At 71.0% G+C, this 25,752-nt stretch carries 24 protein-coding genes and 2 pseudogenes; 14 read left to right on the top strand and 12 right to left on the bottom strand.

All coding sequences use genetic code 11. The features are described 5' to 3' along the window. The first annotated feature begins 242 nt into the window (after positions 1-242). Positions 243-809: a hypothetical protein gene (locus ACZ3ZD_RS19710; protein ID WP_467398830.1), complete on the top strand. Its 567-nt coding sequence runs from the start codon at positions 243-245 to the stop codon at positions 807-809. A gap of 10 nt (positions 810-819) precedes the next feature. Here ACZ3ZD_RS19710 and ACZ3ZD_RS19705 read toward each other — a convergent pair whose 3' ends face one another. Continuing rightward, positions 820-957: a hypothetical protein gene (locus ACZ3ZD_RS19705; RefSeq protein ID WP_467398827.1), complete on the bottom strand. Its 138-nt coding sequence runs from the start codon at positions 955-957 to the stop codon at positions 820-822. Next, positions 957-3,572, bottom strand: a complete 2,616-nt coding sequence (locus ACZ3ZD_RS19700) for an ATP-binding protein (protein WP_467398825.1) — start codon at positions 3,570-3,572, stop codon at positions 957-959. The genes ACZ3ZD_RS19705 and ACZ3ZD_RS19700 overlap by 1 nt, the downstream gene beginning before the upstream one ends. A gap of 234 nt (positions 3,573-3,806) precedes the next feature. Here ACZ3ZD_RS19700 and ACZ3ZD_RS19695 point away from each other — a divergent pair, with 234 nt between their 5' ends. From ACZ3ZD_RS19695 to ACZ3ZD_RS19665, 7 genes are all read left to right on the top strand, one after another. Then, positions 3,807-5,384 carry a Na+/H+ antiporter gene (locus ACZ3ZD_RS19695; RefSeq protein WP_467398822.1) on the top strand — a complete coding sequence of 526 codons (1,578 nt, stop codon included), beginning with the start codon at positions 3,807-3,809 and terminating at the stop codon, positions 5,382-5,384. A gap of 402 nt (positions 5,385-5,786) precedes the next feature. Next, positions 5,787-7,742, top strand: a complete 1,956-nt coding sequence (locus tag ACZ3ZD_RS19690) for an APC family permease (RefSeq protein WP_467398821.1) — start codon at positions 5,787-5,789, stop codon at positions 7,740-7,742. A gap of 131 nt (positions 7,743-7,873) precedes the next feature. After that, entirely contained in the window at positions 7,874-8,719 is an 846-nt protein-coding gene (locus ACZ3ZD_RS19685) for an RNA polymerase sigma factor SigF (protein ID WP_467398819.1), read from the top strand. Positions 8,720-8,885: 166 nt separating this feature from the next. Continuing rightward, on the top strand, positions 8,886-9,689 hold the full coding sequence (locus ACZ3ZD_RS19680) for an alpha/beta fold hydrolase (RefSeq protein ID WP_467398816.1): 804 nt from the start codon (positions 8,886-8,888) through the stop codon (positions 9,687-9,689). Continuing rightward, positions 9,689-11,005: a PP2C family protein-serine/threonine phosphatase gene (locus ACZ3ZD_RS19675; RefSeq protein WP_467398814.1), complete on the top strand. Its 1,317-nt coding sequence runs from the start codon at positions 9,689-9,691 to the stop codon at positions 11,003-11,005. The genes ACZ3ZD_RS19680 and ACZ3ZD_RS19675 overlap by 1 nt, the downstream gene beginning before the upstream one ends. Next, positions 11,002-11,340 (top strand): STAS domain-containing protein, encoded by a 339-nt coding sequence (locus tag ACZ3ZD_RS19670; RefSeq protein ID WP_467398813.1) that lies wholly within the window; start codon positions 11,002-11,004, stop codon positions 11,338-11,340. Before ACZ3ZD_RS19675 ends, ACZ3ZD_RS19670 begins: the two co-directional genes overlap by 4 nt. 126 nt (positions 11,341-11,466) lie before the next feature. Continuing rightward, positions 11,467-11,997, top strand: a complete 531-nt coding sequence (locus ACZ3ZD_RS19665; RefSeq protein ID WP_467398810.1) for an SRPBCC family protein — start codon at positions 11,467-11,469, stop codon at positions 11,995-11,997. A gap of 118 nt (positions 11,998-12,115) precedes the next feature. On the opposite strand, the gene ACZ3ZD_RS19660 is transcribed toward ACZ3ZD_RS19665, so the two are convergent. The 3 genes from ACZ3ZD_RS19660 to ACZ3ZD_RS19650 form a co-directional block, all read right to left on the bottom strand. Next, positions 12,116-12,637 carry a DinB family protein gene (locus tag ACZ3ZD_RS19660; RefSeq protein ID WP_467399008.1) on the bottom strand — a complete coding sequence of 174 codons (522 nt, stop codon included), beginning with the start codon at positions 12,635-12,637 and terminating at the stop codon, positions 12,116-12,118. A 251-nt stretch (positions 12,638-12,888) separates the two neighbouring features. Then, positions 12,889-13,455 (bottom strand): hypothetical protein, encoded by a 567-nt coding sequence (locus ACZ3ZD_RS19655; RefSeq protein ID WP_467398808.1) that lies wholly within the window; start codon positions 13,453-13,455, stop codon positions 12,889-12,891. Positions 13,456-13,757: 302 nt separating this feature from the next. Further along, positions 13,758-14,651 (bottom strand): LysR family transcriptional regulator, encoded by an 894-nt coding sequence (locus ACZ3ZD_RS19650; RefSeq protein ID WP_467398806.1) that lies wholly within the window; start codon positions 14,649-14,651, stop codon positions 13,758-13,760. A gap of 102 nt (positions 14,652-14,753) precedes the next feature. On the opposite strand from ACZ3ZD_RS19650, the gene ACZ3ZD_RS19645 reads away from it, so the two are divergent. Together ACZ3ZD_RS19645 and ACZ3ZD_RS19640 are read left to right on the top strand one after the other, a co-directional pair. Continuing rightward, positions 14,754-15,842 (top strand): alcohol dehydrogenase catalytic domain-containing protein, encoded by a 1,089-nt coding sequence (locus ACZ3ZD_RS19645; RefSeq protein WP_467398803.1) that lies wholly within the window; start codon positions 14,754-14,756, stop codon positions 15,840-15,842. Positions 15,843-16,058: 216 nt separating this feature from the next. Then, positions 16,059-16,236 (top strand): annotated as a pseudogene (locus ACZ3ZD_RS19640) (HEAT repeat domain-containing protein); the annotation flags it as partial. Between the two features lie 25 nt (positions 16,237-16,261). On the opposite strand, the gene ACZ3ZD_RS19635 reads toward ACZ3ZD_RS19640, so the two are convergent. Next, on the bottom strand, positions 16,262-16,843 hold the full coding sequence (locus ACZ3ZD_RS19635) for a hypothetical protein (protein WP_467398802.1): 582 nt from the start codon (positions 16,841-16,843) through the stop codon (positions 16,262-16,264). A gap of 34 nt (positions 16,844-16,877) precedes the next feature. Here ACZ3ZD_RS19635 and ACZ3ZD_RS19630 point away from each other — a divergent pair. After that, positions 16,878-17,528: pseudogene (locus ACZ3ZD_RS19630) on the top strand (IS5 family transposase). Between the two features lie 19 nt (positions 17,529-17,547). On the opposite strand, the gene ACZ3ZD_RS19625 reads toward ACZ3ZD_RS19630, so the two are convergent. The 4 genes from ACZ3ZD_RS19625 to ACZ3ZD_RS19610 form a co-directional block, all read right to left on the bottom strand. Beyond that, positions 17,548-17,787 (bottom strand): hypothetical protein, encoded by a 240-nt coding sequence (locus ACZ3ZD_RS19625; protein ID WP_467398801.1) that lies wholly within the window; start codon positions 17,785-17,787, stop codon positions 17,548-17,550. Between the two features lie 237 nt (positions 17,788-18,024). Further along, the gene (locus ACZ3ZD_RS19620) at positions 18,025-18,210 is read right to left on the bottom strand and encodes a hypothetical protein (RefSeq protein WP_467398799.1); all 186 of its coding nucleotides are present in this window, start codon (positions 18,208-18,210) and stop codon (positions 18,025-18,027) included. Positions 18,211-18,414: 204 nt separating this feature from the next. Next, positions 18,415-19,254 carry a hypothetical protein gene (locus tag ACZ3ZD_RS19615; RefSeq protein ID WP_467398796.1) on the bottom strand — a complete coding sequence of 280 codons (840 nt, stop codon included), beginning with the start codon at positions 19,252-19,254 and terminating at the stop codon, positions 18,415-18,417. Positions 19,255-19,318: 64 nt separating this feature from the next. Further along, on the bottom strand, positions 19,319-19,975 hold the full coding sequence (locus tag ACZ3ZD_RS19610; protein ID WP_467398794.1) for a TetR/AcrR family transcriptional regulator: 657 nt from the start codon (positions 19,973-19,975) through the stop codon (positions 19,319-19,321). A gap of 165 nt (positions 19,976-20,140) precedes the next feature. On the opposite strand from ACZ3ZD_RS19610, the gene ACZ3ZD_RS19605 reads away from it, so the two are divergent. Both ACZ3ZD_RS19605 and ACZ3ZD_RS19600 read left to right on the top strand, forming a co-directional pair. Beyond that, on the top strand, positions 20,141-20,758 hold the full coding sequence (locus ACZ3ZD_RS19605) for an NAD(P)-dependent oxidoreductase (RefSeq protein ID WP_467398791.1): 618 nt from the start codon (positions 20,141-20,143) through the stop codon (positions 20,756-20,758). Continuing rightward, positions 20,758-21,723, top strand: coding sequence for an amidohydrolase family protein (locus ACZ3ZD_RS19600; RefSeq protein ID WP_467398789.1), 966 nt, complete (start codon positions 20,758-20,760; stop codon positions 21,721-21,723). Before ACZ3ZD_RS19605 ends, ACZ3ZD_RS19600 begins: the two co-directional genes overlap by 1 nt. Positions 21,724-21,783: 60 nt before the next feature. Here the strand turns inward: ACZ3ZD_RS19600 and ACZ3ZD_RS19595 are convergent, their stop codons facing one another. Both ACZ3ZD_RS19595 and ACZ3ZD_RS19590 read right to left on the bottom strand, forming a co-directional pair. Next, on the bottom strand, positions 21,784-22,698 hold the full coding sequence (locus tag ACZ3ZD_RS19595) for a hypothetical protein (RefSeq protein WP_467398786.1): 915 nt from the start codon (positions 22,696-22,698) through the stop codon (positions 21,784-21,786). A 507-nt stretch (positions 22,699-23,205) separates the two neighbouring features. Next, positions 23,206-24,735, bottom strand: coding sequence for a helix-turn-helix domain-containing protein (locus ACZ3ZD_RS19590; RefSeq protein WP_467398784.1), 1,530 nt, complete (start codon positions 24,733-24,735; stop codon positions 23,206-23,208). Between the two features lie 177 nt (positions 24,736-24,912). On the opposite strand from ACZ3ZD_RS19590, the gene ACZ3ZD_RS19585 reads away from it, so the two are divergent. Continuing rightward, complete coding sequence (locus ACZ3ZD_RS19585) at positions 24,913-25,581, top strand: hypothetical protein (RefSeq protein ID WP_467398782.1); 669 nt, start codon at positions 24,913-24,915, stop codon at positions 25,579-25,581. The last annotated feature ends 171 nt before the right edge of the window (positions 25,582-25,752 follow it).

Genomic DNA, 25,752 nt, shown 5'->3' with positions numbered 1-25,752 from the left:
TCCCTCTTTCTCATGGGCGTGCTCACGGGTTGCACCCAGGTTCTGCCTGCCCATGGACGGATCCGACCGTTCCTTGCGGCATCTTCGCGCCCAACCGGCCGACCTTGACGCGGCCTTGACGGGCGGCTGCCCACCTCCCACGGGGGACGCGGCGTCGTACGGCCGCAAGGAACCGCCGGAAACCCGTCAGAGCCGCGTCAAGGCCGGCTGAGCGGCCCCCTCGGGTCGCTACCGTCGACGGCATGGGACGCCGTGACGACGCGCGCCGAGAACCGCCCGGCGCACAGGCCGACGCAGCGGACGGATCAGAGCGGGCCGCGAACGACGCCGAGTGGACGCGGGACATGTGGAGCGCGCTCCGCTGTGCCGGCGTCCTGCTCGCCCTGCTGCTCCTGGTCGACTGGGGCTCCGGACGGACGGCCTCCTGGCGCGCCGCGCTGTGGCTCGCCCTCTCCGGGCTGCTGTTCGGCGTGCTGTGTCCCGCCCGGGTGTCCGCGGGCCGGAACTGGCTGGCCTCGCGCCGGCTGATGCGCGAACGCCGGGTCCGCACGGACCTGTTGGTGTCGGTCCGTTGCCTGGACGGTGTCGCCCCGCGGCTGCGGCTGAGGGACGCCCTGGGCGGCCGCGTCGAGATCGACCCCGAGGTGCTGGTGAGCAATCCGCACCTGTGGTTCCGCCTGGAGGAGGGCGCGCGGAAGGCCGCCGCGGACGGCTCGCTGCTGTGCGGCGCGACCGCCCTGCGGCGCCTCGCCCTGCGGGTGGAACAGGAAGCCGCCCGGGCCGTGTTCCGGGCCTCCGGACTGGACTGAGCGCAGGGGCTCAGGCGACCGGCCCCGACGTGTCCGGAGCGGCCTCCGTCTGGTCGGCCAGGTGCCCCTTCGCGGTGGCCGGACACGGGCCGCGACGCGGGCTCCTCCTGCGCGGGTGCCGGGTCCGGATGGCGGTCATGGTGCTCATCACGCGCCTCCTACGCTCTGCTCGCTCCGCTCGGTCTGCTCGGTCCGCGCGACGGTCCGGCTGGTTCGGTCGGTCGGGTCGGCCGGTTCGATTGGGGCAGCCGGTTCGGTCGGGTCGGTCGGGTCGGCCGGTCGGGGCGGCCGGGTCGGTGCGGGACCGACCGGCTGGGCCGCGAAGGGGAGCGACACCACCATGGTCAGGCCGCCGCCCGGGGTGTCCTCGGGGGCGAGGGTGCCGTTCATGGCCTCGGTCAGGCCCCGCGCCAGGGCGAGGCCGAGACCCAGGCCGCTGGTGTTGTCGGTGTCGCCGAGCCGCTGGAAGGGCTCGAAGAGCCGCTCCCGGCCGTCGGCGGGCAGCCCGGGCCCCCGGTCGATCACCCGCACCTCCACACGCCCCGCCAGGGCACTGGCGGTGACCAGGACCTTCCTGCCGGGCGGGGTGTGCCGGGCCGCGTTCCCGGCCAGGTTGGCGATCACGCGTTCCAGCAGCGGCGGGTCGGCGAGCACCGCCGGGATGCCCTCGACGTCCGCGACCTCCACCTCCGGCACGTCGGCCAGCGCCATGGGCAACACCTCTTCCAGCGAGGCCGCCCGCAGATCGAGGCGGAGGACGCCCGCCTCCAGCCGGCTGAGGTCGAGGAGGTTCTCCACCAGACGGTTGAGCTTGGCCATGGACTCGTCGGCGGTGGCGAGGAGTTCGTCGCGGTCCTCCGGCGAGAAGGCGACCTCGCGGCTGCGCAGCGAGGTGACCGCGGCCCAGCCCGCGGCGAGCGGGGTGCGCAGGTCGTGGCCGACGGCCCGCAGCAGGGCGGTGCGCAGCCGGTCGGCGGCCCGCACCGGCTCCACCTCGGCCGCGGCCTCGGCGAGCCGGGCCCGCTCCACCGCCGAGCCGACGTGCGCGGCGAACGCGGCCAGTACCCGCCGCTCGGACGACGACAGTGCCCGGCCCCTCAGGGCGAGGAAGGCGCCGGGCCCGGCCGGAACGGCCGTCACGCCCGCCGTGTCGGGCGGCTCGTCCACCAGGTCCGCCGACTCCATGCCGAAGGTCTCCCGGGTCCGCTCCAGCAGGGCCGGGATGGTCGCCTCACCGCGCACGATGCTCCCGGCCAGCGACGACATGGTCTCCGCCTCGGCCGTCGCGCGGGCGGAGCGGCGGGCCAGGCGCAGGGAGCGGTCGACGACCGCGGCGACGGTGGCGGCCACGACCGCGAACACCGTCAGCGCCACCAGCGCGTTCGGGTCGTCCAGGGTGAAGGCGCCGATTGGCGGGATGAACCAGTAGTTCAGCAGCAGGGACGCCGTCACCGAGGCGATCACCGCGGAGGCGACCCCGCCTATGCAGGCCACCCCCACCACCGCGAGCAGGAACAGCAGGGCCTCGCTGGTCAGGTTCAGCGTGCCGCGCAGCTGGGCGAGGAGGGCGGTGAGGAGCACCGGCAGCACCAGCCCGGCCACCGGACCGGCGACCAGCCGGGCCGTGGAGAGCGTACGGCGGCGGGACGGCAGCAGCGTGCCGCGGCCGGCCCGCTCGTGGGTGACCCGGTGGACGTCGATGTCCCCGGACAGCACGGTGACCGTCTCCCCGGTGCCGGGCCCCGTCAGGAACCGCGCGAGCCGCCCCCGCCTGCTCGTGCCGAGCACCAGCTGGGTGGCGTTCTCGGCGCGCGCGAACTCCACCAGGGTGGCGGCCACGTCGTCGCCGACCACCGAGTGGTAGCTGCCGCCGAGGTCCTCCACCAGCCGGCGCTGCCGGGCCAGCGAGGCGTGCGAGACACCGGCCGCCAATCTGTCGCTGCGGGCCACGTGCACGGCCAGCAGGTCCCCGCCGGCCGACCGGTCGGCGATACGGGCGGCCCGCCGGACCAGGGTGTCGCCCTCCGGGCCGCCGGTCAGCGCGACCACGACCCGCTCCCGGGTCTCCCAGACCCCGCCGATGCCGTGCTGCGAGCGGTACTCCTGGAGCGCCTCGTCCACCCGGTCGGCCACCCACAGCAGCGCGAGCTGGCGCAGCGCGGTCAGGTTCCCGGGGCGGAAGTAGTGCGCGAGGGCGGCGTCGATCTTCTCGGGCGGGTAGATGTTGCCGTGCGCCATCCGCCGGCGCAGCCCCTCGGGCGGCATGTCCACCAGCTCGATCTGCCAGGCCCGGCGTACGACCTCGTCCGGAACCGTCTCGTGCTGCGGCACCCCGGTGATCTTCTCGACCACGTCGTTGAGGGACTCCAGGTGCTGGACGTTCAGCGCCGTGATCACGTCGACGCCGGCCGCGAGCAGCACCTCGATGTCCTGCCAGCGCTTGGGGTTGCGGCCGTCGCCGGGAACGTTGCTGTGCGCGCACTCGTCCACGATCGCGACCTGCGGGCGGCGCCGGAGCACCGCCGCCAGGTCCATCTCCTCGAAGCCCCCACCGTGGTAGGTGCAGGACGCGCGCGGGACGGACTCCAGCCCGTCGAGCATCGCCTCCGTGTGCGGCCGCCCGTGGCACTCCGCGAACCCCACCACCACGTCCGCCCCGCGCGCGGCGCGGCGCCGTCCCTCGTCGAGCATCCGGTAGGTCTTGCCGACCCCCGGGGCCGCGCCGAGGTAGACCTTCAGTCGTCCGGGCCGTACGTCACTCATCGCCGTCGACGCGCTCCGCTCACTGATCCGCCTCCCTCCTTGGAGAGGGGTCCCTGCTCCCAAGGAAGCGGGTCGCCGGGGCGGCCGGTGCGGTCGTTAGCGGTTCCTTGGCGGCGGCCCCCGAGACCTTGACACTGTCTTGACGTGACCTGGCCCGATAGGGTGAGGGCAGGTGTGCCGGGAAGTCTGGTCGGCCGGGAGCCGGAGCGGCTTCCGCAATCCCAGGGGGACGGCATGCGCGGCGTAGGTACGGTTCTCTCCCTCGTGGTCCTCGCCACGGTGGTCGCCACCTTCGCGCGCCGGTGGCGGATCCCCGCGCCCTCCCTGCTGGTCGTCGCCGGCCTCGCGGTGGCGCTGCTGCCGGGCACCCCCCAGATCGCGATCAGCCCGCAGATCATCGGCCTCGTCGTGCTCCCGCCGCTGCTGTACGCCAGCGCCGAGGACATGCCCTGGCGGGAGCTGCGCGCGGTGTGGAAGCCGGTGGGGGTGCTGGCCATCGGGCTGGTCCTCGCCTCGGCGGCGGCCGTCGCGGCGGTGGCCGCGCTGCTGACCCCGCTGTCCTGGCGGATGGCGTTCGTGCTGGGCGCGGTGCTGGCCAGCACCGACCCGGTCGCGGTGACCGCGCTGGGCCGCCGGCTCGCCCTGCCGCCCCGGGTACAGGTCCTGGTCCAGGCGGAGAGCCTGTTCAACGACGCGACCTCCCTGGTGCTGGTCCGCGTCGCGGCCGGCCTCGCCATCGCCTCGACCGCCGCGAACTGGGGAGCGGCCGGCGGGCAGTTCCTGCTGCTCGCGGGCGGCGGCACGGTGATCGGGGCCGCGGTGGCCGCGGTCATCACCCTGATCCGGCGCCGCACCGAGGACCCGGTCCTGGAGACGGTGATCGCCCTGATCACCCCGTACGCCGCCTACCTGCTCGCGGAGGTCGCCCACACCTCCGGCGTGACCTCGTGCGTGGTGGCCGGTGTGGTCCTCGGCGGCCGGGGCGACCGGCTCACCAACGCCCGCATACGCCTCCAACTGCACGCCGTGTACGGCACGGTGGTGTTCCTGCTGGAGAGCGTGGTCTTCTCCCTGATCGGGCTGGCCCTGCCCGCCGAGGTACGGGCGCTGGCCGACGGCGACCGGTCCTGGCCGCTGTACGCCCTGGCCGTCGCCGCCACCCTGGTCGCCGTACGACTGCTGTGGCTGGCGCCGCTGTCGGCGGTCGTCCAGCGCAAGGGCGGCATCGGCCGCGTGAACTGGCGGGTGCCGATGGTGCTGACCTGGGCGGGCACGCGTGGTGTGATGCCGCTGGCCGCCGCGCTGTCCATCCCCGAGGTCGCGAGGAACGGCACACCGCTCGCCGACCGCCCGCTGGTGCTGGTCCTGACCACGTCGGTCGTGGTGGTCACCCTCGTCGTCCAGGGCTTCACCCTCGCCCCGGTCGTCCGCGCCTCCGGCATCGCCCTGGAACCCGCCCACACCGCCCGCGAGGAGGCCGAGGCCCGCTCCCGCCTCGCCCACGCCGCCCTCGCCCGGCTGGAGGAGCTGGCCGAGCTGGAGGTCGTACCCGACGTCGTCCTGGACCGGCTGCGCCGGGGCCTGACCGCCCGCCTCGACGACGCCCGCGACCGGCTCGCCGAGAGCCACGGCGCCAAGGAGACGGCCACCGAGTCCGCCGACCGGGTCTACCGGGAGCTGCGCCGCGACCTGATCACCGTCGAGGAGACCGAACTCCAACGGCTCTACGACACCCACGCCATCAGCGACACCACCCGCCGCCGCCTCCAGCGGGCCCTGGACCTGGAGGAGACACGCCTGTCGGACGCGTGACGCGCGGCCCGGCGGGGCGGTGCGCTGCCCGGCGCGGTGGTGCGCTGCCCGGCCCGGCGCGCTGGTGCAGTGCCGGCGCGGCGGTGCGCGCCCGGCCCCCTGCACGCCCGACCCTCTGCGCACCCGGCCCTCTGCGCACCGGGCCCACTACTCAGTCGGCCCCCTGCTCGGCGGCCCCCTGCTCGGTGGCCCCTGCTCCGTAGGGCTGACGGCGTGACCGGTTCGGGTCTGTCCCGGCCGACGGATCGCCGGCGCGTCCGGCGCAGGTCCTGACGCCGTCTTGACGCGTTCGGACGACTCCGCCCGTGGGCCCGGACCTCACACCCGTGCCTACGCTGGTGCCGTCGCCCCGTGTGATGGCGGGAACTGCACGCTGAGCCGCACATCTGGGAGAGCACGTCGATGGCCACCACGGAACGCCCGCCTCCGGGCCGCTTGCGCACATGGATGCTCCAGGGCCTGTCCGACATGGGCAAGGCCGCGGGACACACCGGCCCGCACGCCGAGCCGGAGCCCGCGCACCAGGGCCAGCGCTGGTACCGGGTGATGTGCCTGACCGGCGTCGACTACTTTTCCACCCTCGGCTACCAGCCGGGCATCGCCGCCCTGGCGGCCGGCCTGCTCTCCCCGGTCGCCACCCTCGTCCTCGTCCTCGTCACCCTGGCCGGCGCGCTCCCCGTCTACCGCCGGGTCGCCGAGGAGAGCCCGCACGGCGCCGGCTCCATCGCGATGCTGGAACGCCTGCTGTCCTTCTGGAAGGGCAAGCTGTTCGTCCTGACCCTGCTGGGCTTCGCCGCCACCGACTTCCTGATCACCATCACCCTGTCGGCCGCGGACGCCTCCACCCACCTCATCGAGAACCCGCACCTGACGCACCTGCTGCAGGGACAGCAGATGATCATCACTCTGCTGCTGGTGGCCCTGCTGGGCGCGGTCTTCCTCAAGGGCTTCCTGGAGGCGATCGGTGTCGCGTTCGCCCTGGTCGTGGTGTACCTCGCGCTGAACGCCGTGGTCGTGGTCGTCGGGCTGTGGCACGTGCTCGGCGCGGGCCATGTCGTCACCGACTGGACCGGCGCCCTGACCACCGAGCACGGCAGCGTCCTCGCCATGGTCGGTGTCTCCCTGCTGGTCTTCCCCAAGCTCGCCCTGGGCCTGTCCGGCTTCGAGACCGGTGTCGCCGTCATGCCGCACGTCAAGGGCGACCCGGGCGACACCGAGGAGCGGCCGAGGGGCCGTATCCGCGACACGAAGAAGCTGCTGACCACCGCCGCGCTCATCATGAGCTGCTTCCTGATCACCACCAGCTTCATCACGACCGTCCTCATCCCGGCGGACGAGTTCAAGCCCGGCGGCCAGGCCAACGGCCGCGCGCTCGCCTACCTCGCCCACCAGGACCTGGGCAGCGCCTTCGGCACGGTCTACGACCTCTCGACCATCGCCATCCTGTGGTTCGCCGGCGCCTCCGCCATGGCGGGCCTGCTCAACCTGATGCCGCGCTACCTGCCCCGCTACGGCATGGCCCCGCACTGGGCCCGCGCCGTACGCCCCATGGTCATCGTCTTCACCCTGATCGCCTTCCTGGTGACCTGGATCTTCGACGCCAACGTGGACGCCCAGGGCGGCGCCTACGCCACCGGCGTCCTGGTGCTGATGGCCTCGGCGGCGATCGCGGTGACCATCGCCTCCCGCCGGGCCGCGCAACGCGGCTGGGCCATCGGCTTCGCGACCGTCGCGGCGGTCCTGCTCTACGTGACCGTCGCCAACGTCATCGAACGCCCGGACGGTGTGAAGATCGGCGGCTGCTTCATCGTCGGCATCATGCTGGTCTCGTTCCTCTCCCGGCTGGCCCGCGCCTTCGAGCTGCGCGTGACGAGCGTGACCCTCGACCCGATGGCGGAACGTTTCGTCAGAGACATCGCCACCCGCAAGGTCCGCTTCATCGCCAACAAACCGGGGTTGCGGGACAAGGCCGAGTACCGCGACAAGGTCGAGCAGATCCGGGCCGACAACGACCTGCCCGAGCAGGAGGACTTCGTCTTCGTCGAGGTCACGGTCACCGACCCGTCCGAGTTCGAGGCGGGCCTGACCGTACGCGGCGAGGTCCTGCACAACCGCTACCGCGTCCTCACCCTGGACTCCGCCTCCGTCCCCAACGCCCTGGCGGCCCTCCTCCTGCACGTCCGCGACTCCGCCCGCTGCACCCCGCACATCTACTTCGAATGGACCGAGGGCAACCCGTTCGCCAACTTCCTGCGCTTCTTCCTCTTCGGCCAGGGCGAGGTCGCCCCCGTCACCCGGGAGGTCCTGCGCGAGGCGGAACCCGACCGGGCCCGCCGCCCCCGCGTCCACACCGGCTGAGCGCACCGCCACGTGCCCGGAGCCGATTCGTCCACACGGCAGGCATGGGTGCAGGATGAGGGGGTAAACGCCGCGGCGTCGGCCGTTTCGGCCGGCGGCAGCGGTCGGATCGATTTTCGGGAGGGAACAGTATGGCGCTCATGAGCATCGCGGCAGTGGACACGCAGACGAGCGAGCTGCCGGAGGTGGCCGACCCCTCCCGGGTGGCGCCGAAGGACGCCCGCGAGCTGTCCAGGCTGTTCTTCGACCAGCTGGCGGTCCTGGAAGAGGGCACGCCCGAGTACAGCTACGCGCGCAACACGCTGATCGAGATGAACATGTCCCTCGTCCGCTACGCGGCCGGCCGGTTCCGCAGCCGGGGCGCGGAGGAGATGGAGGACATCGTCCAGGTCGGCATGATCGGCCTGATCAAGGCGATCGACCGGTACGACCTCGCGCGCGAGGCGGAGTTCACCTCCTTCGCCATCCCCTACATCGTCGGTGAGATCAAGCGGTTCTTCCGCGACACCACCTGGGCCGTGCACGTCCCGCGCCGCCTCCAGGAGGCCCGCGTCCAGCTCGCCCGTGCCACCGAGGAACTCCGCAGCCGGCTCGGCCGTACCCCCACGGTCAAGGAGCTGTCGGAGCTGATGAGCCTGCCCGAGGACGAGGTGCGCGAGGCCCGCCTGGCCGCCAACGGCTACAACTCCTCCTCCCTGGACGCCACCCTGAGCGGCAGCGAGGACGGCGAGGCCGCCCTGCAGGACTTCATCGGCGCCGAGGACCAGGCCCTGGAGCTGGTGGAGGACTTCCACGCCCTGGCCCCCCTGATCGCGGAACTCGACGAACGCGACCGGCGGATCATCCACATGCGGTTCGTGGAGGAGCTCACCCAGGCCCAGATCGGCGAACACCTCGGTGTCTCCCAGATGCACGTCTCCCGGCTGCTGTCCCGCACCCTCGCCCGCCTGCGCGAAGGCATGCTCGCCCAGAACTGAGCCCGAGCCGAGCCCGTCAGGACGCCCGCTGGAGCCCGCCGTACCCCGGCGGGCTCCGTCACGCAACGTGACCGTCCCTGGCGGGCGGTATGTGAAGGCGTCGGAAGGGACGTGGAGGGTTGGCGGGCGGATTTGACCCCTCGTGCCGGCCTGACAGACTGCCGAGATGGATACCGTCCGCAGGAACAACGTCACCGTCACCGGCAACCCCCACGGGCGGCCGGTGATCCTGGCGCACGGGTTCGGCTGCGACCAGAACATGTGGCGGCTGACCCTGCCCGCCCTGACCGACGACTACCGCGTCGTGCTGTTCGACTACGTAGGATCGGGCCGCTCGGACGGGACCGCGTTCTCGGAGGACCGCTACGCCTCCCTGGAGGGCTACGCCCGGGACGTGGTCGAGGTGTGCGAGGCGCTCGACCTGCGCGACGCCGTGTTCGTGGGCCACTCCGTCAGCGCGATGATCGGCGTACTGGCCGCCACCATGGCCCCGGGGCGGATCGGGGCGCACGTGATGGTCGCGCCGTCCCCGCGGTACATCGACGACGAGGGCTACCGCGGCGGCTTCAGCGCCGACGACATCGACGAGCTGCTGGACTCCCTGGAGTCCAACTACCTGGGATGGTCGGCGGCCATGGCCCCGATTATCATGGGTAACGGCGACCGCCCCGAACTCGGCGAGGAACTCAAGAACAGCTTCTGCGCCACCGACCCCGACATGGCCCGCGTCTTCGCCCGCACCACGTTCCTCTCCGACTCGCGGGAGGACCTCCACCGCGTCGACGTGCCGACCCTGGTGCTGGAGTGCACCCAGGACGTGATCGCCCCCCGGGAGGTGGGCGCCTACGTCCACCGGGCGATCCCCGGCTCCCGGCTGGTCACGCTGGACGCGACCGGGCACTGCCCGCACCTTTCCGCGCCGGAGGCCACCAACGAGGCCATACGGAACTTCCTGGCGGAACTGCGGTGATGTGCCGCACCGGGCACCTGCCCGAACCGCACGAGGCCGACGGCGAGCAAACCTCCAGCGCGGCCTTCGCCGCGCTGTTGGAGGACAGCGTGGACGACCTTTACGAACGTGCGCCGTGCGGATACCTGTCCACCCTGATGGACGGCACCATCGCGAAGATCAACGCCACGCTCCTGGACTGGCTGGGCCTGGAGCGTGACGCGGTGGTGGGCCGGATGCGGTTCACCGACCTGCTGACCGTCGGCGGACGGCTCTACCACGAGACGCACTTCGCGCCGCTGCTGCGCATGCAGGGGGACATCGGCGGCATCGCCCTGGAGATCAAGCAGAGCGGCGGCGGCCGGATGCCCGTGCTCGTCTCCTCCGTGGTCAAGTACGGCGACACCGGCGAGCCCCTGCTGATCCGCACCACCGTCTTCGACGCCCGGGACCGCCGCGCCTACGAAGAGGAACTCCTGCGTGGCCGGAAAGCGGCCGAGGCGGCACGCCGGCAGGCGGAGGCGGCACGCAAGCAGGCGGAGGCCGACCGGGCCCGGCTCCAGGACGCTCTCGCCGTACTCCAGCAGTCGCTGCTGCCCGACATCCTGCCACCGGTACCCGGCGTGGACATGGCCGCCTATTACCACACGGCCCACCCCGAACGGCTCGGCGGAGACTTCTACGACGTCTTCCCCATCGACGGCAAACGCTTCGGGTTCTTCCTCGGCGACGTGTGCGGCAAGGGCCCCCAGGCCGCCGCGGTCACCTCACTGACCCGCTACACCCTGCGCGCCGCCGCCGTGCACGACCCCGAGCCCGTCTCCGCGCTGACCACCCTCAACAAGGTGCTCCACGAGCGCTACACCGGCAGCGGCGACCCCCGCTACTGCACCGCCGTCTTCGGCACCCTGACCCCCGACCCCGCCACCGGGCACGTCGCCGTCCACCTCGCCTCCGGCGGGCACCCCCCGGCCATCGTCGTACGCGCCGGCGGCACGGCGGACTTCCTGCCCACCCCCGGTGGCCTCCTGGTCGGTATCCTGCCCAACGCCCCGTTCGCCACCGCCACCACCGTCCTGGCTCCCGGCGACTCCCTGCTGCTCTACACCGACGGCCTCACCGAGGCCCGTACCGGCGCGGACCGCACCGGCCTGTTCGGTGACGAGGCGCTGCTCGAGTTCGCCGCCGACCACGCCGGCAAGCCCCCGCCCGCCCTGATCACGGCCCTCACCGGCCTGTTGCAGAGCTTCGAGGACGGCCTCGACGACGACACCGCCCTGCTCGTCCTCGGCGCCCCCGCCCCCGACCCCGACCCACAGACGAGAAGCAGCGAATGAGCCCCCTGAAGATCACCGCCCGAGACGCTGACACCGGTCCCGTTCTGGAAATCTTCGGCGAGCTCGACTACTTCACCGCCGGCGAGCTGCGTGAGCTGATCCCGACGATCGCGCTCCGGCCGGGCCAGCGGCTCGTCCTGGACCTGGGCGGAATGGAGTTCTGCGACTCCAGCGGCCTCAGCGCCCTGATCGCCGCCCACAACCACGCCCACGCCGCCCAGGCGGACATCGCCCTCGCGGCCGTACCCGCCCACACCCTGCGCACCCTGCGCATCGTCGGCCTCGACCAGCTCTTCCCCATCCACCCCGACAGCGGCACCGCCACCCGGCCCTGACCACCCCGGCCCGCCCGATCCACCAGTGGTCATGTCCCGCCCCTTGCTGGTCGGAGCCGCCGGGCCTACCGGGGCGGACCCGTCTCGTGGTAGCCAGATCCCACGACATCGAGGGGGAGGAGTGACGTGCGATACGCCGATGGTCCCAAGGTGGCCTGCGAGCTTCATGTCGAGGCGGCCGTGGAGCGGGTCTGGGAGCTGGTGACCGACATCCGGTTGCCGGCCAGGCTCAGCCCGGAGCTGTACCGCGTGGCGTGGCTCGACGGGGCGGACCGGCCCGTGGTGGGCGCCCGCTTCGAGGGCCACAACCGCCATCCCCGGCTCGGTGAGTGGCGGACCGTCTCGCATGTGGTGGAACTGGACGAACGACGCGTGTTCGCCTGGGCCGTCATGGACGTAGACGGCCTGTTCGGCGAGCCGGTCCTGGACCCGGCGCGTTCCCTGGCGACCTGGCGCTACGAAGTCGACGCCGAGCACGGCGGCACCCGCCTGCGGCAGTCGGCGCTCGTCGGGCCCGCTCCCAGCGGCATCACCCGGGCCATCGAGCAGTGGCCGGACCGGGAGGAGGAGATCATCGCCTCCCGCCTGGACTCCCTGCGTACCAGCATGAAGACCACCCTCGACGGCATCAGGGAACTCGCGGAGCGAACGGGGTGACCGGCCACCGCCGGGCCGGCGCGCGCCCGGCGGCAAGGGGGGTCCGACGGGCCGTGCGCCTCGTCCGGCGTGAGCGAGCGCCGACGGCCGCAGGAAACGGGGTATCCCGCTGCGACGTCTACTGCCCCACCCGGCCGTCGATCCGCTCACGCAGGAAGTCGGCGTGACCGTTGTGCCGGGCGTACTCCTCGATCATGTGCACCAGCACCTCGCGAAGCTGCACCGGCTTCCGGCCGCCCAGGCCGGTGACGCCGAGATCGGGTGCCTCGGCGGTGAACCGTTCCGCGAACGCGACTTCGGCCCGCCAGGTGGCCCAGGCCTCCGTGACGACCTCCGGGTCGGGCACCGCGCCGTTGAAGTCCGCGTCGGGGTCGTCGTCGGAGTGGTAGTGCCGGGGCACATCCTGGCCGGCCATCACCTGCCGGAACCATTTCTGCTCCACCCAGGCCATGTGGCGCACGAGCCCCAGCAGCGACAGATTGGACGGCTGCACCGAACGACGAGCCAGGGCGGCGGCATCGAGTCCGGCGCACTTCAGTTCGAGCGTCAGTCGCTGGTCGCGCAGGTATTCCACGAGGACGGCCCGCTCACCCTCGAACCCCCCGTCCGTCCGCGGGTCCTCATCACGGCCGACGAACATGTTGGACCACCCGAAGTGCCGGGCGCCCCGCTCCGGGCCCTCGGTTCGCGGGCCGTGCTCAAGGTGTGCATCAACGTTGCTGGACATGCTCAAGAGCATGGGCGATCCGTGCCGGATCCACCACGGGTTTCCCCAGGCAGGCAGGGCGGCATCGGTGTATCAGATGTCCCGGAAGAGACCAGTGAACACGGTGACCTGCCGCGATGAGTGGTGTGTGGTCGCTGAGCTGCGCGAATGACCTTTCGGCTGTTTCACGCTCGTGCCGCTTGATGGGGCCGGAAGTCCCAAAAAAATCCCAGGGACTCCGAGACTGGCGCCTCGGGGTCGCACGGTGCCCAGGCTTCCTGCCGTTCGGGGCCCAGTGGCGCTCCTGCGGTGTAGGTGTAGCTCCATTCGTGTGCGAGGCCGATCTCGGCGATGCGCTTCGCCAGGGCGACGCAGTCGATCCGTAGGCGGTTGATCGCGGCCTCGGTGCCGGGGTCGTCCGCGAGGCGGAGGGACTGCTGGATGGACCAACTCGAGGCCGGCCTCTTGTCCAGGAGGTGCCGGATGAGTTGGGACATGAGGAACGCGGTGCGTTCCCGGTTGGGGCGGTGCCGGGCGAGGTCGGTTCTGTCGCTGTACTGGCGGGAGAAGTTCTGGAACTGCTGTTCCACCAGTGTCCGGGTCTGGCGGGACAGCTCCTGGTGCTCGCAGTGCTCCGCTCCCGCGAGATCGCCGCGCCGGTCCAGCTGGGCGGCGAGGAAGGTGCCCAGCTGGCGTTCGAGGCGGTTGATGTGTTGCCACATGCGCTGGTGCTCGGTGGCGCCGCGGCGCATTTCGAACTCCAGCGCCCCCCTGGCCAGCCGGTTTCCCACATCTGCCGCCCCGAGGGACCACGCGCCGGGCGTCACCACAGAAGCTGAGCCAGAACCCGAGTGTTGAAGTCAGTTGTTCACGGGTCTGGGAGGCACCAGATCTACGGCCTGGTCATGTTCACGAGTTTCGACGTCACTGGGGTACTTGCGCGGGCAGCAGCGGGGGTGCTCCTGCTGAAAGGGCCCTGGCTGATGCAGAGGTACACGTGACGGTGCGCGCCCTCGGCGGGCTACTGCACCGATCTGACGGCCGTCGACACGTATCAGGTGGTCGAGGCGATTGCTCGGGTGACGGCCGTGATCGTCGGGGTGGGGCGGCCGGGGAGCCGCGCCACGAGAACCCGGCGGATCTCGGGAGGTGCGCCTTCGACGTGCAGCAGGCTCACCCCGGGTGGCAGCACCGGCGAGAGCCGCGAGGGCACCGTTGTCACCCCGAAGCCGGCGGCGACCAGCTGAAGCTTCGTCAGCCAGTCGCGGGCGCAGTGGACGATGTCCGGCCGTCCGGGCAGGCCGGGCCAGACGCCGAGCAGTGGCTCGGCGTTCGACGCCGGGGCGGCAATCCACGGGGCGTCGATCAGTTCGTCGACGTGCACCGCGGTGCGGCCGGCGAACTCTCCGGTCGAAGGCACCGCCACGACCAGTTCGGTGTCCGTAACGGTATCGACGTGCAGGCGCGGCGACTCGCCGTCCAAAGGCCGGTGGGGCGGGCGGGACGTCAGCACGGCAAGGTCGATCGAGCCCGCGCGCAGTGCCCGGACCAGGGAGGGCGTGGTGCCCTCGGTAGTCGTGACCGTGATCTGCGGGTCGGTCGCCGCGAGGCGGGTGAGTGAGAGAGGCAGGATGGCCGCGCCCGCGCTCAGGAACAGTCCAAGCCGCACCAGTTCGGTACGCGAGACGGTGCCGGTGAGGTCGCGCTCGGCAGCCGTCAGACAGTCCAGGATCGTGCGAGCGTGGCGCAACAGAGTCAGACCCGCGGGGGTGAGCCGCACCCCGTCAGGGTGGCGTTCGAACAGGGCGGTGCCCGCGCTTCGTTCGAGGGAGGCGGCCTGGCGTGAGACCGCCGACTGGGTGTAGCCGAGCCGGGTGGCCGCTGCGGTGAAGCTGCCGGACTCGGCGATCTGCCGCAGGACCCGTAGGCCTGTGCTGGAGATGTCCATGCGGAATACGCATACCACGGATGCTTGATCGTCGCTTCCCGCATGTCCGCCGGGTTCCTAGTGTCGATCCCGACGAACACGGACGAACACGGAGGTCATCACGTGCGAGCAGCAGTTCTGACGCAGTTCGGTGCCCCGCTCACGGTGCGGGAGGTTCCCGACCCCGAGGCCGGCGGCGGCGAGGTGGTGGTCGAGGTCCTCGCCGCAAGCGTGGCGCCCTACGCGGCCGAGGTCTTCAGCGGCGAGCGGAACTACCCCCTGGTCCCTCCCGTCGTGCCCGGGATCGGCGGCGTGGGACGGGTCGTCCACGTAGGCCCGGACGCCACCCGGCTGCGCCCCGGCGACCTGGTGTGGTGCGACTCGACGGTGCGCTCGCGGGATGACGCCCTGACGCCCGACATCACGCTCCAGGGCTGGAGTTCCCGTGGCGAGGGCGGCGCGCGCCTCGCCCGGTACCTGCACGACGGGTCGTTCGCCGAGCTCATGCGGGTCCCGACGGAGAACGTCTTCCCGCTCCCCGCAGCGGCGGGGGACGACCCGGCCCGCTGGGCCGCGCTCGGCGTGCACGTCATCCCTTACGGCGGGCTGCTGGCCGGCGGGCTCGCAGCCGGTGAGACGCTGCTCGTCAACGGGGCCACCGGCAACCTCGGCAGCAGTGCCGTTGCGGTGGCGCTCGCCATGGGGGCGGGCCGGGTGGTCGCCCCAGGCCGCAACCAGGCCGCGCTCGGCCTCCTCGCCGACCGGTTCGGCCCGCGTGTGCGCCCGGTCCCGCTCACCGGGGACGAGGCCGGCGACCGCGCGGCGATGTCCCGCGCGGCCGACGGCCCGATCGACATGGTGATCGACCTGCTACCGCCGAGCGCCCCCAGCTCGGCGGCGCGCACGGCAGCCATGACCGTGCGCGAATACGGCCGCGTCGTTCTCATGGGCGGCGTCGGCATGCTCGGTGGCGACGACCTCGCCCTCCCGTACCCATGGATCATGCGCAACTCGATCACCGTGCGCGGCCAGTGGATGTACCCGCGTACAGCGAACGTGGGCATCGTCCGGCTCCTCGCCTCGGGCACCCTGGATCTCGCCGCCGAACGGGTCCGGTCGTTCGGCCTCAACGCCGTCAACGACGCCGTCACGTACGCCGCCTCACATGGTGGCCCGTTCGACCGCACCGCCCTCACCCCACCTGTTCGCTGACAAGACCGAGGTCGCCGGGGCGCGGGTCGTACAGCGGCCGCCCGTCGGGGCCTCGGTTATCGCCTCCAGGGCACGGCTCGCACAGTCCGGCACAGCGCGCACCGCCCCGCCGCCGCCAGGGCGGACGAACACTCGCTCACGCTGCGAGAGCCACGGCTGACGGCAGCCGTGCCACGGCCTTTCACAGAAACGCGAAGGCCCCGCCCCTCCCGGAGAATGCCCCGGAGGGGCAGAGTGCGACTGCGGGCTGCTCTGGCGGTCGGCACAGCGCCTGACGCGCTTCGTCGACGCGCTCATCAAGCGATGCGCGATCGAGCCTGAGTTCTTCGTTCGCGACATGGTGACCTGGGCGCTCGTCCGCCACCCGGTGTCCCCGACGCTCCCTGAACTGCTCCCAGGCCCACTCAGGCACCGCAGGGCTACTCGTCGTCCTTCAGGGGTGGGCCCAGCCGGACGATGGTCGAGCAGTCCAGCTGCTGCTGGTACTCGGTGGATCCTTGCGTGTACCAGAAGCGACAGCCCGACAGGTTGCCGTGGATCGGCCCGGCAACCTTGATCCGGGCCACGTAGTACACGTGGGAGCCGGTCTTCGCTTTCACCGTCACGGGATCGCCCGCGTGGTCGTGCACCTGGGGGAGGTCTCCCATGCTGCCCTTGCCGTCGGCACGGGCGAACAGGACGTTGCCGTCGGTGTCCTCACCGGCGAAGGCCCTGTAATCGATGACCTTGATCCCCGCGGGAACGTGGGTGAACTCGGCCTTCGTGATGTGGATGTCGTGGCCGGACACGTTCCAGGGAAGGGGCAGGCCGGCCCAGTATTCCTCACCGATCTGGGCGTGTTCGTAACCGACGTCTCCGGCGGACTGCATGCCGCCGTCGAGGGCGTCGCCTTCGCGGGCGCCCTTGGTGCCGCCAGCCGGCAGGCAGGCGGCGGCCAGCAGGATAGGGGCGAGCGCGATCAGGACGGCCCGTCTGCGCCTAGGACTTGTCCGGCCGATCATGTGGCTGCTCCGTGTCCGGATCGTTGATGTGGTCATGGGGCGGGGCGATCTGACGGATGCCGAGTGGGAACGGCTGCGGCCGTTCCTGCCTGCCAGCAACCGGCGTTGTGGCTGGTGGCGTGATCACCGGCAGGTGATCGACGGGATTCTGCACCGGGTGCGAACCGGAGTTCAGTGGCGTGACCTGCCCGAACGGTTCGGCCCGTGGAAGACGGTCTATGAACGCCACCGGCTGTGGTCCGCTGACGGTACCTGGGAACGCCTGCTCCAGCAGGTCCAGGCCGCAGCCGATGCGGCGGGTGAGATCGACTGGGATGTCTCGATCGACTCCACCGTCGTCCGCGCGCATCAGCACGCGGCCGGCGCCCGCACCGACCCGCCGCCGGCACCCGCGCCAAAGGGGGCCGAACCAACAGAACACCACATGCCGCGAATACCTGCGGCGCGGTATCCGGCACACGATCCCGGAGAAGACCGACAGCCAGGCCGCCCGCCTGCGCAAAGGCTCACGCGGCGGACGGCCACCTGGCTTCGACGAGGACCGCTACAAGAAGCGCAACACCGTAGAGCGGGCAATCAACCTCCTGAAGCAGTCCCGGGCCGTCGCCACCCGCTATGACAAGCGCCAATACGTCTACTCGGCACCGCAACGGCAGCAACCGTCAGACTCTGGCTCCGACACTGATCCGCCGGACAGGCAGAGTTCAGTCGCCTGAATTGGCGCCGAGGATGTCCTTGGCGGCCTCGATCGGGCCGGAGACGAAACCCTTAGCGAAGGTATTGGCGAAGTTACCTACATCGCCGGCAAGGTTTGCCGGAGGCTGGGCGGACACTGCCGGCGCCGCCGAAGCCGTGGCGATGCCGGCGATGGCAGCGCCTTGTGAGAGGGCAACGGCTGTGGCGACCGCTGTCAAAACGCGCATGCGAGGAGACGGGCTGGACATGGGGTCTCTTTCCTCGTGTCGGACGGGCTGCACCGGCAAGTCCGGGGCCCGTGGTGACAGGAACCAAACGCTCCTCCAACACCACGAGGCGGCCTACCGACTCGGCCAACCCCAGCAGTTCACACGATCGACTTATTTGCGACATCGGTCGGGTGCTGGCACTCCGGCCACAGAAACGCTGCACAGACAGCACTGCTGGTAGCGATCCCACGCTCGCAGTGATCCGCCGGACAGGTCCTAGTAGGAGTAGAAGACACCGGGTGTGTCGTGAACCGGCCCATTCTTCCCCCAGATCAGGTGCGTGGCGTTCTTGCGGGTCCCTGCCGTGATCTTCTGCTTGTGGTCGCTGTCGTAGCTCGTGGTGACGCCGAGACCGACCCCCATGAAGGTGACGGCGGTGCCGAACTTGGTGCTCTTCTTCATGGTCAGCTGGAAGTACGTGCCGTTGTCGACCTTGGCGCGGTAGGACTTGGGCGCCTTGCCGTAGTTGCGGGAGCCGTCCCTGTAAGTACAAGGTTCCGATCGAGTACAACAAGTACAAGGTGGGCGTAGTAGGAGCCCTGGTTGGTGTAACCGGTGGCGACGCCCGTCGCCGAGGACACCTGCGTGTTGCCACCGAGCTTCCAGTCACCGTTGCTGTTGATGGCGGTGTCGATAGCGCTGTTCATGGTGTCGTCGTAGTCGAACGACGCCTTGGTGTCCCAGTTGGCGTGTGCCTCGCCGACGACCGTGTACTTGATCTTGCTCGTGATCTTGTACTTCACGACCTGGCACTCGGTGACTGTGGCCGTTGCCGAGGGTGAAAGTGCCGCTGACCGTGTTCGAGGGAGTCGCCGGCGCGCTGTCGGAGGACTCCTGAGCGGTGGGGGCGTCGGTGTCGGCGGCAGGCTGAGCGCCGAAGTAGGGCACCACGTCGGGGTCCGGGTAGGACAGACACGGCGCGGCATCCGCCATGACATCGCCGAGGATGCCGGAGCGGACGAGATCGTCCGCGCTGGTGAACGGGCCGGTGGTGAAGGACCGGATCTGGCCGGTGGTGTCGGCATCCCCGGTGACCGACTGCGTGCTCCGTGCGTTCGGTCCGGGCGCCCAGGCCTGCGCCGCGTCCACACCGGTCGCGACGGTGGTGGCCTCGAACCGGATCCCCGGAGGGGTGGTGCTTCCGATACCGGGCGGCAGGTTGCTCATGGTGCTCTGCCGAACCTTGCCGTCCGTGAGCCACTGAACGGTTGTGTCGACCATCCACACGTCGTCGGCGGCGGCGAGCGCTGTGGTGACGGACGTCTTCACATCGTCCATGACCTTGGTGATCGTGCCGTCGCCGGTAGCCGGGCTGGCCTGGTTGTACACGTCCATGGTGCCGTCCGAGCCGATCACCAGGATGCGGGCCCCGTGCCGCACATGCAACCACGACCAGGAGCGCAGATCACGGGCACAATCGGACCCGCACCATCCGGTTGTGCTCACGGTCTGTCCGTATTTGGAACCTGGACTCCCGGTACTGAGTCCGGTCCCGATACAGGGCGAGCGATCACCCCGCGGCGAGGCGCGCCGCGACCTCCTCCGCGGGCTCTCCGGTGTGCAGGCCGAGGACATCGGCGACCAGCGCGTCCAGCGGCGGCCAGGGCAGCTCGCCGTGGTCGTTGTAGAGCACGACCAGACCGTGCAGCGCGGTCCACAGCAGGAGCCCGCTCTGCCGCTGCCGCGCAGGCGAGGACTGCTCGCCGGCGCGCTCCCGGACGGCGGCGAGCGAGGCGATGACGGAGCCCAGCAGCGCCTCGCCCGCGCCGTGGTCCTGGAGGAGGGCGAGGTCGGCCGGCATCCGGCCGCCGAAGAGCGTGCGGTACTCGCCGGGGTGCTCGACCCCCCAGCGCACGTAGGCGGCGCAGCGGCCGAGGAGGTCGTCGAGGGGGTCGGCGGCCGGTGCCGCCGCCTCGTCCATCAGGCCGGCCAGCTCGGCGTACCGCAGCCGCAGCACGTGCTGGACCAGTGAGCCGAGGTCGGGGAAGTGGCTGTAGATGCTGGCGGGCGCGACCCCGACCTCGCGGGCGACCTGCCGCAGGGTCAGCGTCTCGGGCTGGTCGAGGGTGGCCAGCAGGTGGGCGGCGGCCTCGACCAGCTGGGCCCTGAGCACCTGCCCCTGCCCGCGGGGGTTGCGTCGGCGGCGCGGGGCCTCCTCACCGCCCATTCCCGGCTCCTCCCTGTCGGCGACGGAAGATCACTCTATCTTTCGGCGCCGCCCGCCCGTTCGTCCGTTCCGGTGCCACTCGTCGGCTCTGGGGGAGCACCTTGACAGCCATCACCAACACGTGTTCACTCAAGTAACCAACACTTGTTCAGTTATGGAGTCGTCATGCGCATCGCAGTCCTCGGCGCGACCGGCCGGGTCGGCCGTCTGGTCGTGGAACAGGCGCTCGACCGGGGCCACGAGGTGGTCGCCCTCGTCCGCAGTCCGCAGCAGTACATCCAGCCCGCGCGGGGCGGGGTCGAGGTCCGGCAGGCCGACGTGACGAGCCCACAGTCGTTCCCGGAGCTGGGCGACGTGGACGTGCTCGTCTCCGCGCTCGGCATCAGCAAGGGCGACGGCCCGGGCACCCTGGTGGCGGGCGCGCGGCTCCTGGCGGGGCTGCCGGTCCGCACGCTCTGGCTGGGAGCGCTGGGCTCGGGGTCCTCCACCGGCGCCGGCGGCGGGATCTACCAGAGCGTCATGAAGATGTTCGTCGGCAAGGAACTGGCGGAGAAGGGAGCGGCCGACGCGATCGTCCTCGCGGGCGGCGCCACCGTCTTCCACGCGCCCGACCTCCGGGTCGGCGGGGTCAGCGCGGCCCGCCGCAACGTCCCGCTGGCGCAGTACCCCAAGCCGCTCCTGCCGCCGCACGCCTCCCGCGCCACCGTCGCCGCGCTCATCCTGGACGAGGCCGAGCGGCCGACCGCCGGAGCCGGCATCCTCGTCCCGATGGCGAGCGCGTGATGGCGGGCTACATCGCCATCGAGGAGGCCGTCGCGATCCCGGGCCTCGCCGACCGCCGACCCCCGTTCCCGATCCCGGACGGGATGGACCCCGCCTTCGTCGCCGACGTGGCCCGGCGCCTGCCCGACATCACCGACCTGCGCCTGCCCGACATGGACGCCAACGGCATCGCCATGCAGGTGCTGTCCCTGACCGTCCCCGGCATCGAGGCCGACCCGGACCCGCAACGCGCCGTGGCGAACGCCGGCTACGTCAACGACTCCCTGGCCGCGATCGTCACGACGCACCCCCACCGGTTCGCCGCATTCGCCGCGCTCCCGCTCCAGGACCCGGCCGCCGCGGTCGCCGAACTCCGGCGCGCGGTCGGGGAACTCGGCTTCAAGGGCGCCCTGGTCAACGACCACATCCAGGGCAAGTACCTCGACGACCCCGCCTTCGACCCCGTCTGGGCCACCCTCGTCGAACTGGACGTTCCCCTCTACCTGCACCCGGGCATGCCGCCGGCCGATTCCTGGCACGTGCTGTCCGGCCACCCGGAGATGAACGGCGCGCTCTGGAGCTGGCAGGCCACGACGGGCGGGCACGCCATGCGGATCGTGCTCTCCGGAGTCTTCGACCGCCACCCGCGGGCCCGGATGATCCTCGGCCACGCGGGGGAGTTCCTGCCCTTCCAGCTCTCCCGGTTCGACTCCCGCTACGCCACGCTGGCCGACCCGACCCCGCTGCGCCGCAGCCCCTCGCAGTACTTCGGCACCAATGTGCTGGCCACCACCAGCGGGATCCTCGCCCCGGCCGCGATCGAGGCGCTGGTCCACGTGCTCGGCGCGGACGCGGTGCTCTTCGCCGTCGACTACCCCTACGAGAAGACCGGCGCCGCGGTCGCCGCCCTGGAGCAGACCACCCTGTCGCCGGACGTCAAGCACCGGATCGGCTCGGCCAACGCCCGGAACCTGCTGCGCCTCTGACCGCCGCCGACTGCCGGCGCCTGCCGAACGCCTGCACCGGACTTCTCGGTGAGATGCCGGTCAGTCGCCGGTCGCGTGGGGGAGACCGTCGTCCAGGACGACGCGAATGGTCTCACCTTGTCCGGTGACGTCGGTGAGTTCGGCCGCGATGCGGTTGTAGGTAGTCATGGCCAGTGCCCAGTCGCCCTGCAGCGGGGTGGCGGTGGAGCGGGTGTTCCACAGCTCGATGAGCAGGGCGATGAGGGAGCGTCCGGACAGGACGGTCTGGACGCGGCCCTCCTTGATGTCCTCGACGGAGGGCGGGGTGCGGAAGTGGCTGTGGTCGACGGCCAGGGCGGCGAGCCACTCCCAGGTGTCGCGGTGTGCAACGAGTTCGGCGGAGGCGACACCGGCGGCCTTCAGGAGCAGGACGCCGTGGGCGACGCGCGGATCATCCCCGCCGCCGGCGGATGCCTGCGCTGCGGTGGAGGACGGGCCGGTGGGGATGCTGGTGCCCTGGTAGGCGGCCTCGATGGCGTTCTTCAGCGCGAGGTCCTGGTTCTCGCTGTTGGGCTGCGGCCTGTGTTCGGTGTGCTCCATGATTCCCCCCTGGAGGTCGGCGGTGGCTGAGACGGGCGGTCGGGTTTCGTCCTCGGGCCCAGGCGGTGGCACGGTCTCCTCGATGTGGGTCTGCGCGTCCTCGCCGGGATTCCCAACCGTCCCCTCGGGCGGCACGAGCGGACGCAGGACGTCGACGAGGTCCAGGACCCTTCGCAGCTCACCCCGCGTCTCGTTCAGGTCGCTGATCATCCGGTCCTGGCGTCGGCGGACCTCCCGGTTCTCCTCGCGCAATCCCGTGACGCCCCCCTCGATCTTCTCGAGGAGCTTCAGCCGGCTCTGCGTGATTTCGCCATGCAGTGCTGTCAGCCCGACGGTCGGATCGTCGAGACGTTCGAGACGCGCGAGTTGCCCTTCTATGGCCTCCAGTCTCCGCATCGCGTCATCGAACGCATGTTTCCACCCCACGTGAACCCCTGATCACCCTGAGCTATCGATCGTTCATGCCTCCCCACGGAGCCCCAACGTGACGCGGTGGTTTCCGGCCCTTTCGTGGCCGGGACTTCTCTTGTCGCCATTGCACTGCCGGGATTCGAGGGATGCGGTCACGTCGGGGTGGCCAACTCGGGCTGTATAGCGGGAGTTGAAGCAACAGTCGAAGTGAGGAGGATCGCTTTCGTGGTGTTCAAGCGTTCTCAAGGCATCTCGAAGCCATCAGGGCGCGGGGCGGTGAGGTCGCGTCCGGCATGACGAAACCTGCCCTCAATGCCGCCGGGATCAAAAGGTCGGCGCGGCCTGCGGTCGTAGCCGGTCGGTGAGGCCCGTGACGCGTGGCTCGTGGCCCGCTGCGGGGCCAAAAGTCCCAGGGAAGAACCAGACATGCCGCCGCACCCTTCCCTGACCCGCTAAATAGCAGGTCAGACGGGGTGCGGCGGCATCGTCGTATCAGATGTCCCGGAAGATCTCGATCTGCGCGCCGATCGAGTTCAGGCGTTCCGCGAGGTCCTCGTAACCGCGGTTGATGACGTACACGTTGCGCAGGACCGACGTGCCCTCGGCCGCCATCATGGCCAGCAGGACGACCACCGCGGGGCGCAGGGCCGGGGGGCACATCATCTCGGCGGCGCGCCAGCGGGTCGGGCCCTCGACCAGGACCCGGTGCGGGTCGAGGAGTTGGAGCCGGCCGCCGAGGCGGTTGAGGTCGGTCAGGTAGATGGCGCGGTTGTCGTAGACCCAGTCGTGGATGAGGGTCTTGCCCTGCGCGGTGGCCGCGATGGCCGCGAAGAACGGGACGTTGTCGATGTTCAGGCCCGGGAAGGGCATGGGGTGGATCTTGTCGATCGGCGCCTCCAGCTTGGAGGGGCGGACCGTGAGGTCGACCAGGCGGGTACGGCCGTTGTCCGCGAAGTACTCCGGTGACCGGTCGTGGTCGAGGCCCATCTCCTCCAGGACCGCCAGCTCGATCTCCAGGAACTCGATGGGGACGCGGCGCACGGTCAGTTCGGACTCCGTCACCACCGCCGCGGCCAGCAGGCTCATCGCCTCGACCGGGTCCTCGGAGGGGGAGTAGTCCACGTCCACGTCGATGTTCGGCACGCCGTGCACGGTGAGCGTGGTCGTGCCGATGCCCTCCACCCTGACGCCCAGCGCCTCCAGGAAGAAGCACAGGTCCTGGACCATGTAGTTGGAGGAGGCGTTGCGGATGACGGTCACGCCGTCGTGGCGGGCGGCGGCCAGCAGGGCGTTCTCCGTCACCGTGTCGCCGCGTTCCGTCAGGACGATCGGACGGTCGGGGCGGACCGAGCGGTCGACCCGGGCGTGGTACTGGCCCTCGGTGGCCGCGATGTCCAGGCCGAACCGGCGCAGCGCGATCATGTGCGGCTCGATGGTCCGCGTGCCCAGGTCGCAGCCGCCGGCGTAGGGCAGCTTGAAGTGGTCCATGCGGTGCAGCAGCGGGCCGAGGAACATGATGATCGAGCGGGTGCGGACGGCCGCCTCCGCGTCGATCGCCGCCATCTCCAGCTCGGCGGGCGGGACGAGTTCGAGGTCGACGCCGTCGTTGATCCAACGGGTGCGCACGCCGATGGAGTTGAGCACCTCCAGCAGGCGGTACACCTCCTCGATCCGCGCCACCCGGCGCAGTACCGTACGCCCCTTGTTCAGCAGCGAGGCGCACAGCAGCGCCACGCAGGCGTTCTTGCTGGTCTTGACGTCGATGGCGCCGGACAGGCGGCGGCCGCCGACCACATGCAGATGCATCGGACCCGCGTAGCCCAGCGACACGATCTCGCTGTCCAGGGCTTCACCAATGCGGGCGATCATCTCAAGGCTGATGTTCTGGTTGCCGCGCTCGATGCGGTTGACCGCGCTCTGGCTGGTTCCGAGCGCCTCCGCGAGCTGCGTCTGAGTCCAGCCCCGGTGCTGCCGGGCGTCACGGATGAGCTTGCCGATGCGTACGAGGTAGTCGTCTGACATGAGGCTGAGGTTATCTCAGATATGAGATGGCGCTCGCTGGGGGGTCCGTTCGAGTGACGCCCGTGTCGACGGCGTCGTGACAGCCCGTCAACAGCGCTGGTGAGGAACCCCCGCAGCCGTGTCCCCCTCTCCTCCTCTGAAAGAGACACGAATGAAAGAGACGCGAAGGGGACACTCGTGGACTTCAGGAAGCGGCACCTCCCGGGCGCCGCCACCGCCACCGCCTCCGCCGTCGCGTTGGTGCTCTGCTCCGTGCTCACCTCCTGCGGTACGGAGCGCCCGGGCGCACCGACGGCCGGCGCGCCCGCGGAGCGGACGAGCGACGACCGGTGCCGGACCGGGGACACCACCGACGACGACCAGGAGATCCCGGACACCACGAGTGACGACCAGGAGATCCCGGACACCACCAGTGACGACCAAGGGGACGGTGGGCCTGATCTCACCAGCGATGATCAGGGGGCCGGCGGCCCCGACCTCACCAGCGACGACCAGGGCGACGGCGGCCCCGACGCCACCAGCGACGACCCTGGCGCCCCCTGCGCCGCGACGGCCGGCCCGCACCGCTGGTACTCCATGACCCGTGACTTCCGGGCCTACCTGAAGGGCGACGGCCGCAAGGCGGACGCCGCCATGGCCGGCCACGTGCTGAGCGTCCGCGTCCGCACCCCCGAGGGCACCGACCGCGCCGAGGCCTGGGTGCGGGTGAGCTACGGGGTGATGGAGGAGGACGACGCCGACCGCACGGCCAGGGTGTTCGCCCGCTGGCGGTCCTCCGTCTACGGCGACCACGGGCACGTGAACGTCCTGGGGCCGGCCAAGACCGACGCCGAGGCGGACTGGTAGGCGGTTGGGCATGACCATTCAGCGCCCATGTACTAGAGTTATCTCGACATCGAGATATCTGCCGAGGCGCACCGTAGCCCGCCACTCCAGTAAGGCATGCCTAACTTAGCCTGACCTTAGTGGTTCGGCCCAGCCGGCGTGGCGGCACGATTGACGGTGGTACGCGCACAT

The sequence above is a fragment of the Streptomyces sp. NPDC023481 genome (assembly GCF_055560195.1).
Note: the sequence above shows the minus strand (reverse complement) of the source record. Positions and strands in the feature narration are given on the sequence as shown.

Bases quoted from the DNA above. Each gene is read 5' to 3' on its own strand.
- ACZ3ZD_RS19635 (WP_467398802.1), bottom strand. From the start codon at position 16,843: ATGATCGGCCGGACAAGTCCTAGGCGCAGACGGGCCGTCCTGATCGCG.
- ACZ3ZD_RS19670 (WP_467398813.1), top strand. From the start codon at position 11,002: ATGAGCCCCCTGAAGATCACCGCCCGAGACGCTGACACCGGTCCCGTT.
- ACZ3ZD_RS19685 (WP_467398819.1), top strand. From the start codon at position 7,874: ATGGCGCTCATGAGCATCGCGGCAGTGGACACGCAGACGAGCGAGCTG.
- ACZ3ZD_RS19590 (WP_467398784.1), bottom strand. From the start codon at position 24,735: ATGTCAGACGACTACCTCGTACGCATCGGCAAGCTCATCCGTGACGCC.
- ACZ3ZD_RS19655 (WP_467398808.1), bottom strand. From the start codon at position 13,455: ATGCGCCGCGGCGCCACCGAGCACCAGCGCATGTGGCAACACATCAAC.
- ACZ3ZD_RS19605 (WP_467398791.1), top strand. From the start codon at position 20,141: ATGCGCATCGCAGTCCTCGGCGCGACCGGCCGGGTCGGCCGTCTGGTC.
- ACZ3ZD_RS19650 (WP_467398806.1), bottom strand. From the start codon at position 14,651: ATGGACATCTCCAGCACAGGCCTACGGGTCCTGCGGCAGATCGCCGAG.
- ACZ3ZD_RS19680 (WP_467398816.1), top strand. From the start codon at position 8,886: ATGGATACCGTCCGCAGGAACAACGTCACCGTCACCGGCAACCCCCAC.
- ACZ3ZD_RS19610 (WP_467398794.1), bottom strand. From the start codon at position 19,975: ATGGGCGGTGAGGAGGCCCCGCGCCGCCGACGCAACCCCCGCGGGCAG.
- ACZ3ZD_RS19700 (WP_467398825.1), bottom strand. From the start codon at position 3,572: ATGAGTGACGTACGGCCCGGACGACTGAAGGTCTACCTCGGCGCGGCC.
- ACZ3ZD_RS19690 (WP_467398821.1), top strand. From the start codon at position 5,787: ATGGCCACCACGGAACGCCCGCCTCCGGGCCGCTTGCGCACATGGATG.
- ACZ3ZD_RS19675 (WP_467398814.1), top strand. From the start codon at position 9,689: ATGTGCCGCACCGGGCACCTGCCCGAACCGCACGAGGCCGACGGCGAG.
- ACZ3ZD_RS19625 (WP_467398801.1), bottom strand. From the start codon at position 17,787: ATGTCCAGCCCGTCTCCTCGCATGCGCGTTTTGACAGCGGTCGCCACA.
- ACZ3ZD_RS19620 (WP_467398799.1), bottom strand. From the start codon at position 18,210: ATGAAGAAGAGCACCAAGTTCGGCACCGCCGTCACCTTCATGGGGGTC.
- ACZ3ZD_RS19660 (WP_467399008.1), bottom strand. From the start codon at position 12,637: ATGTTCGTCGGCCGTGATGAGGACCCGCGGACGGACGGGGGGTTCGAG.
- ACZ3ZD_RS19705 (WP_467398827.1), bottom strand. From the start codon at position 957: ATGAGCACCATGACCGCCATCCGGACCCGGCACCCGCGCAGGAGGAGC.
- ACZ3ZD_RS19600 (WP_467398789.1), top strand. From the start codon at position 20,758: ATGGCGGGCTACATCGCCATCGAGGAGGCCGTCGCGATCCCGGGCCTC.
- ACZ3ZD_RS19710 (WP_467398830.1), top strand. From the start codon at position 243: ATGGGACGCCGTGACGACGCGCGCCGAGAACCGCCCGGCGCACAGGCC.
- ACZ3ZD_RS19595 (WP_467398786.1), bottom strand. From the start codon at position 22,698: ATGCGGAGACTGGAGGCCATAGAAGGGCAACTCGCGCGTCTCGAACGT.
- ACZ3ZD_RS19695 (WP_467398822.1), top strand. From the start codon at position 3,807: ATGCGCGGCGTAGGTACGGTTCTCTCCCTCGTGGTCCTCGCCACGGTG.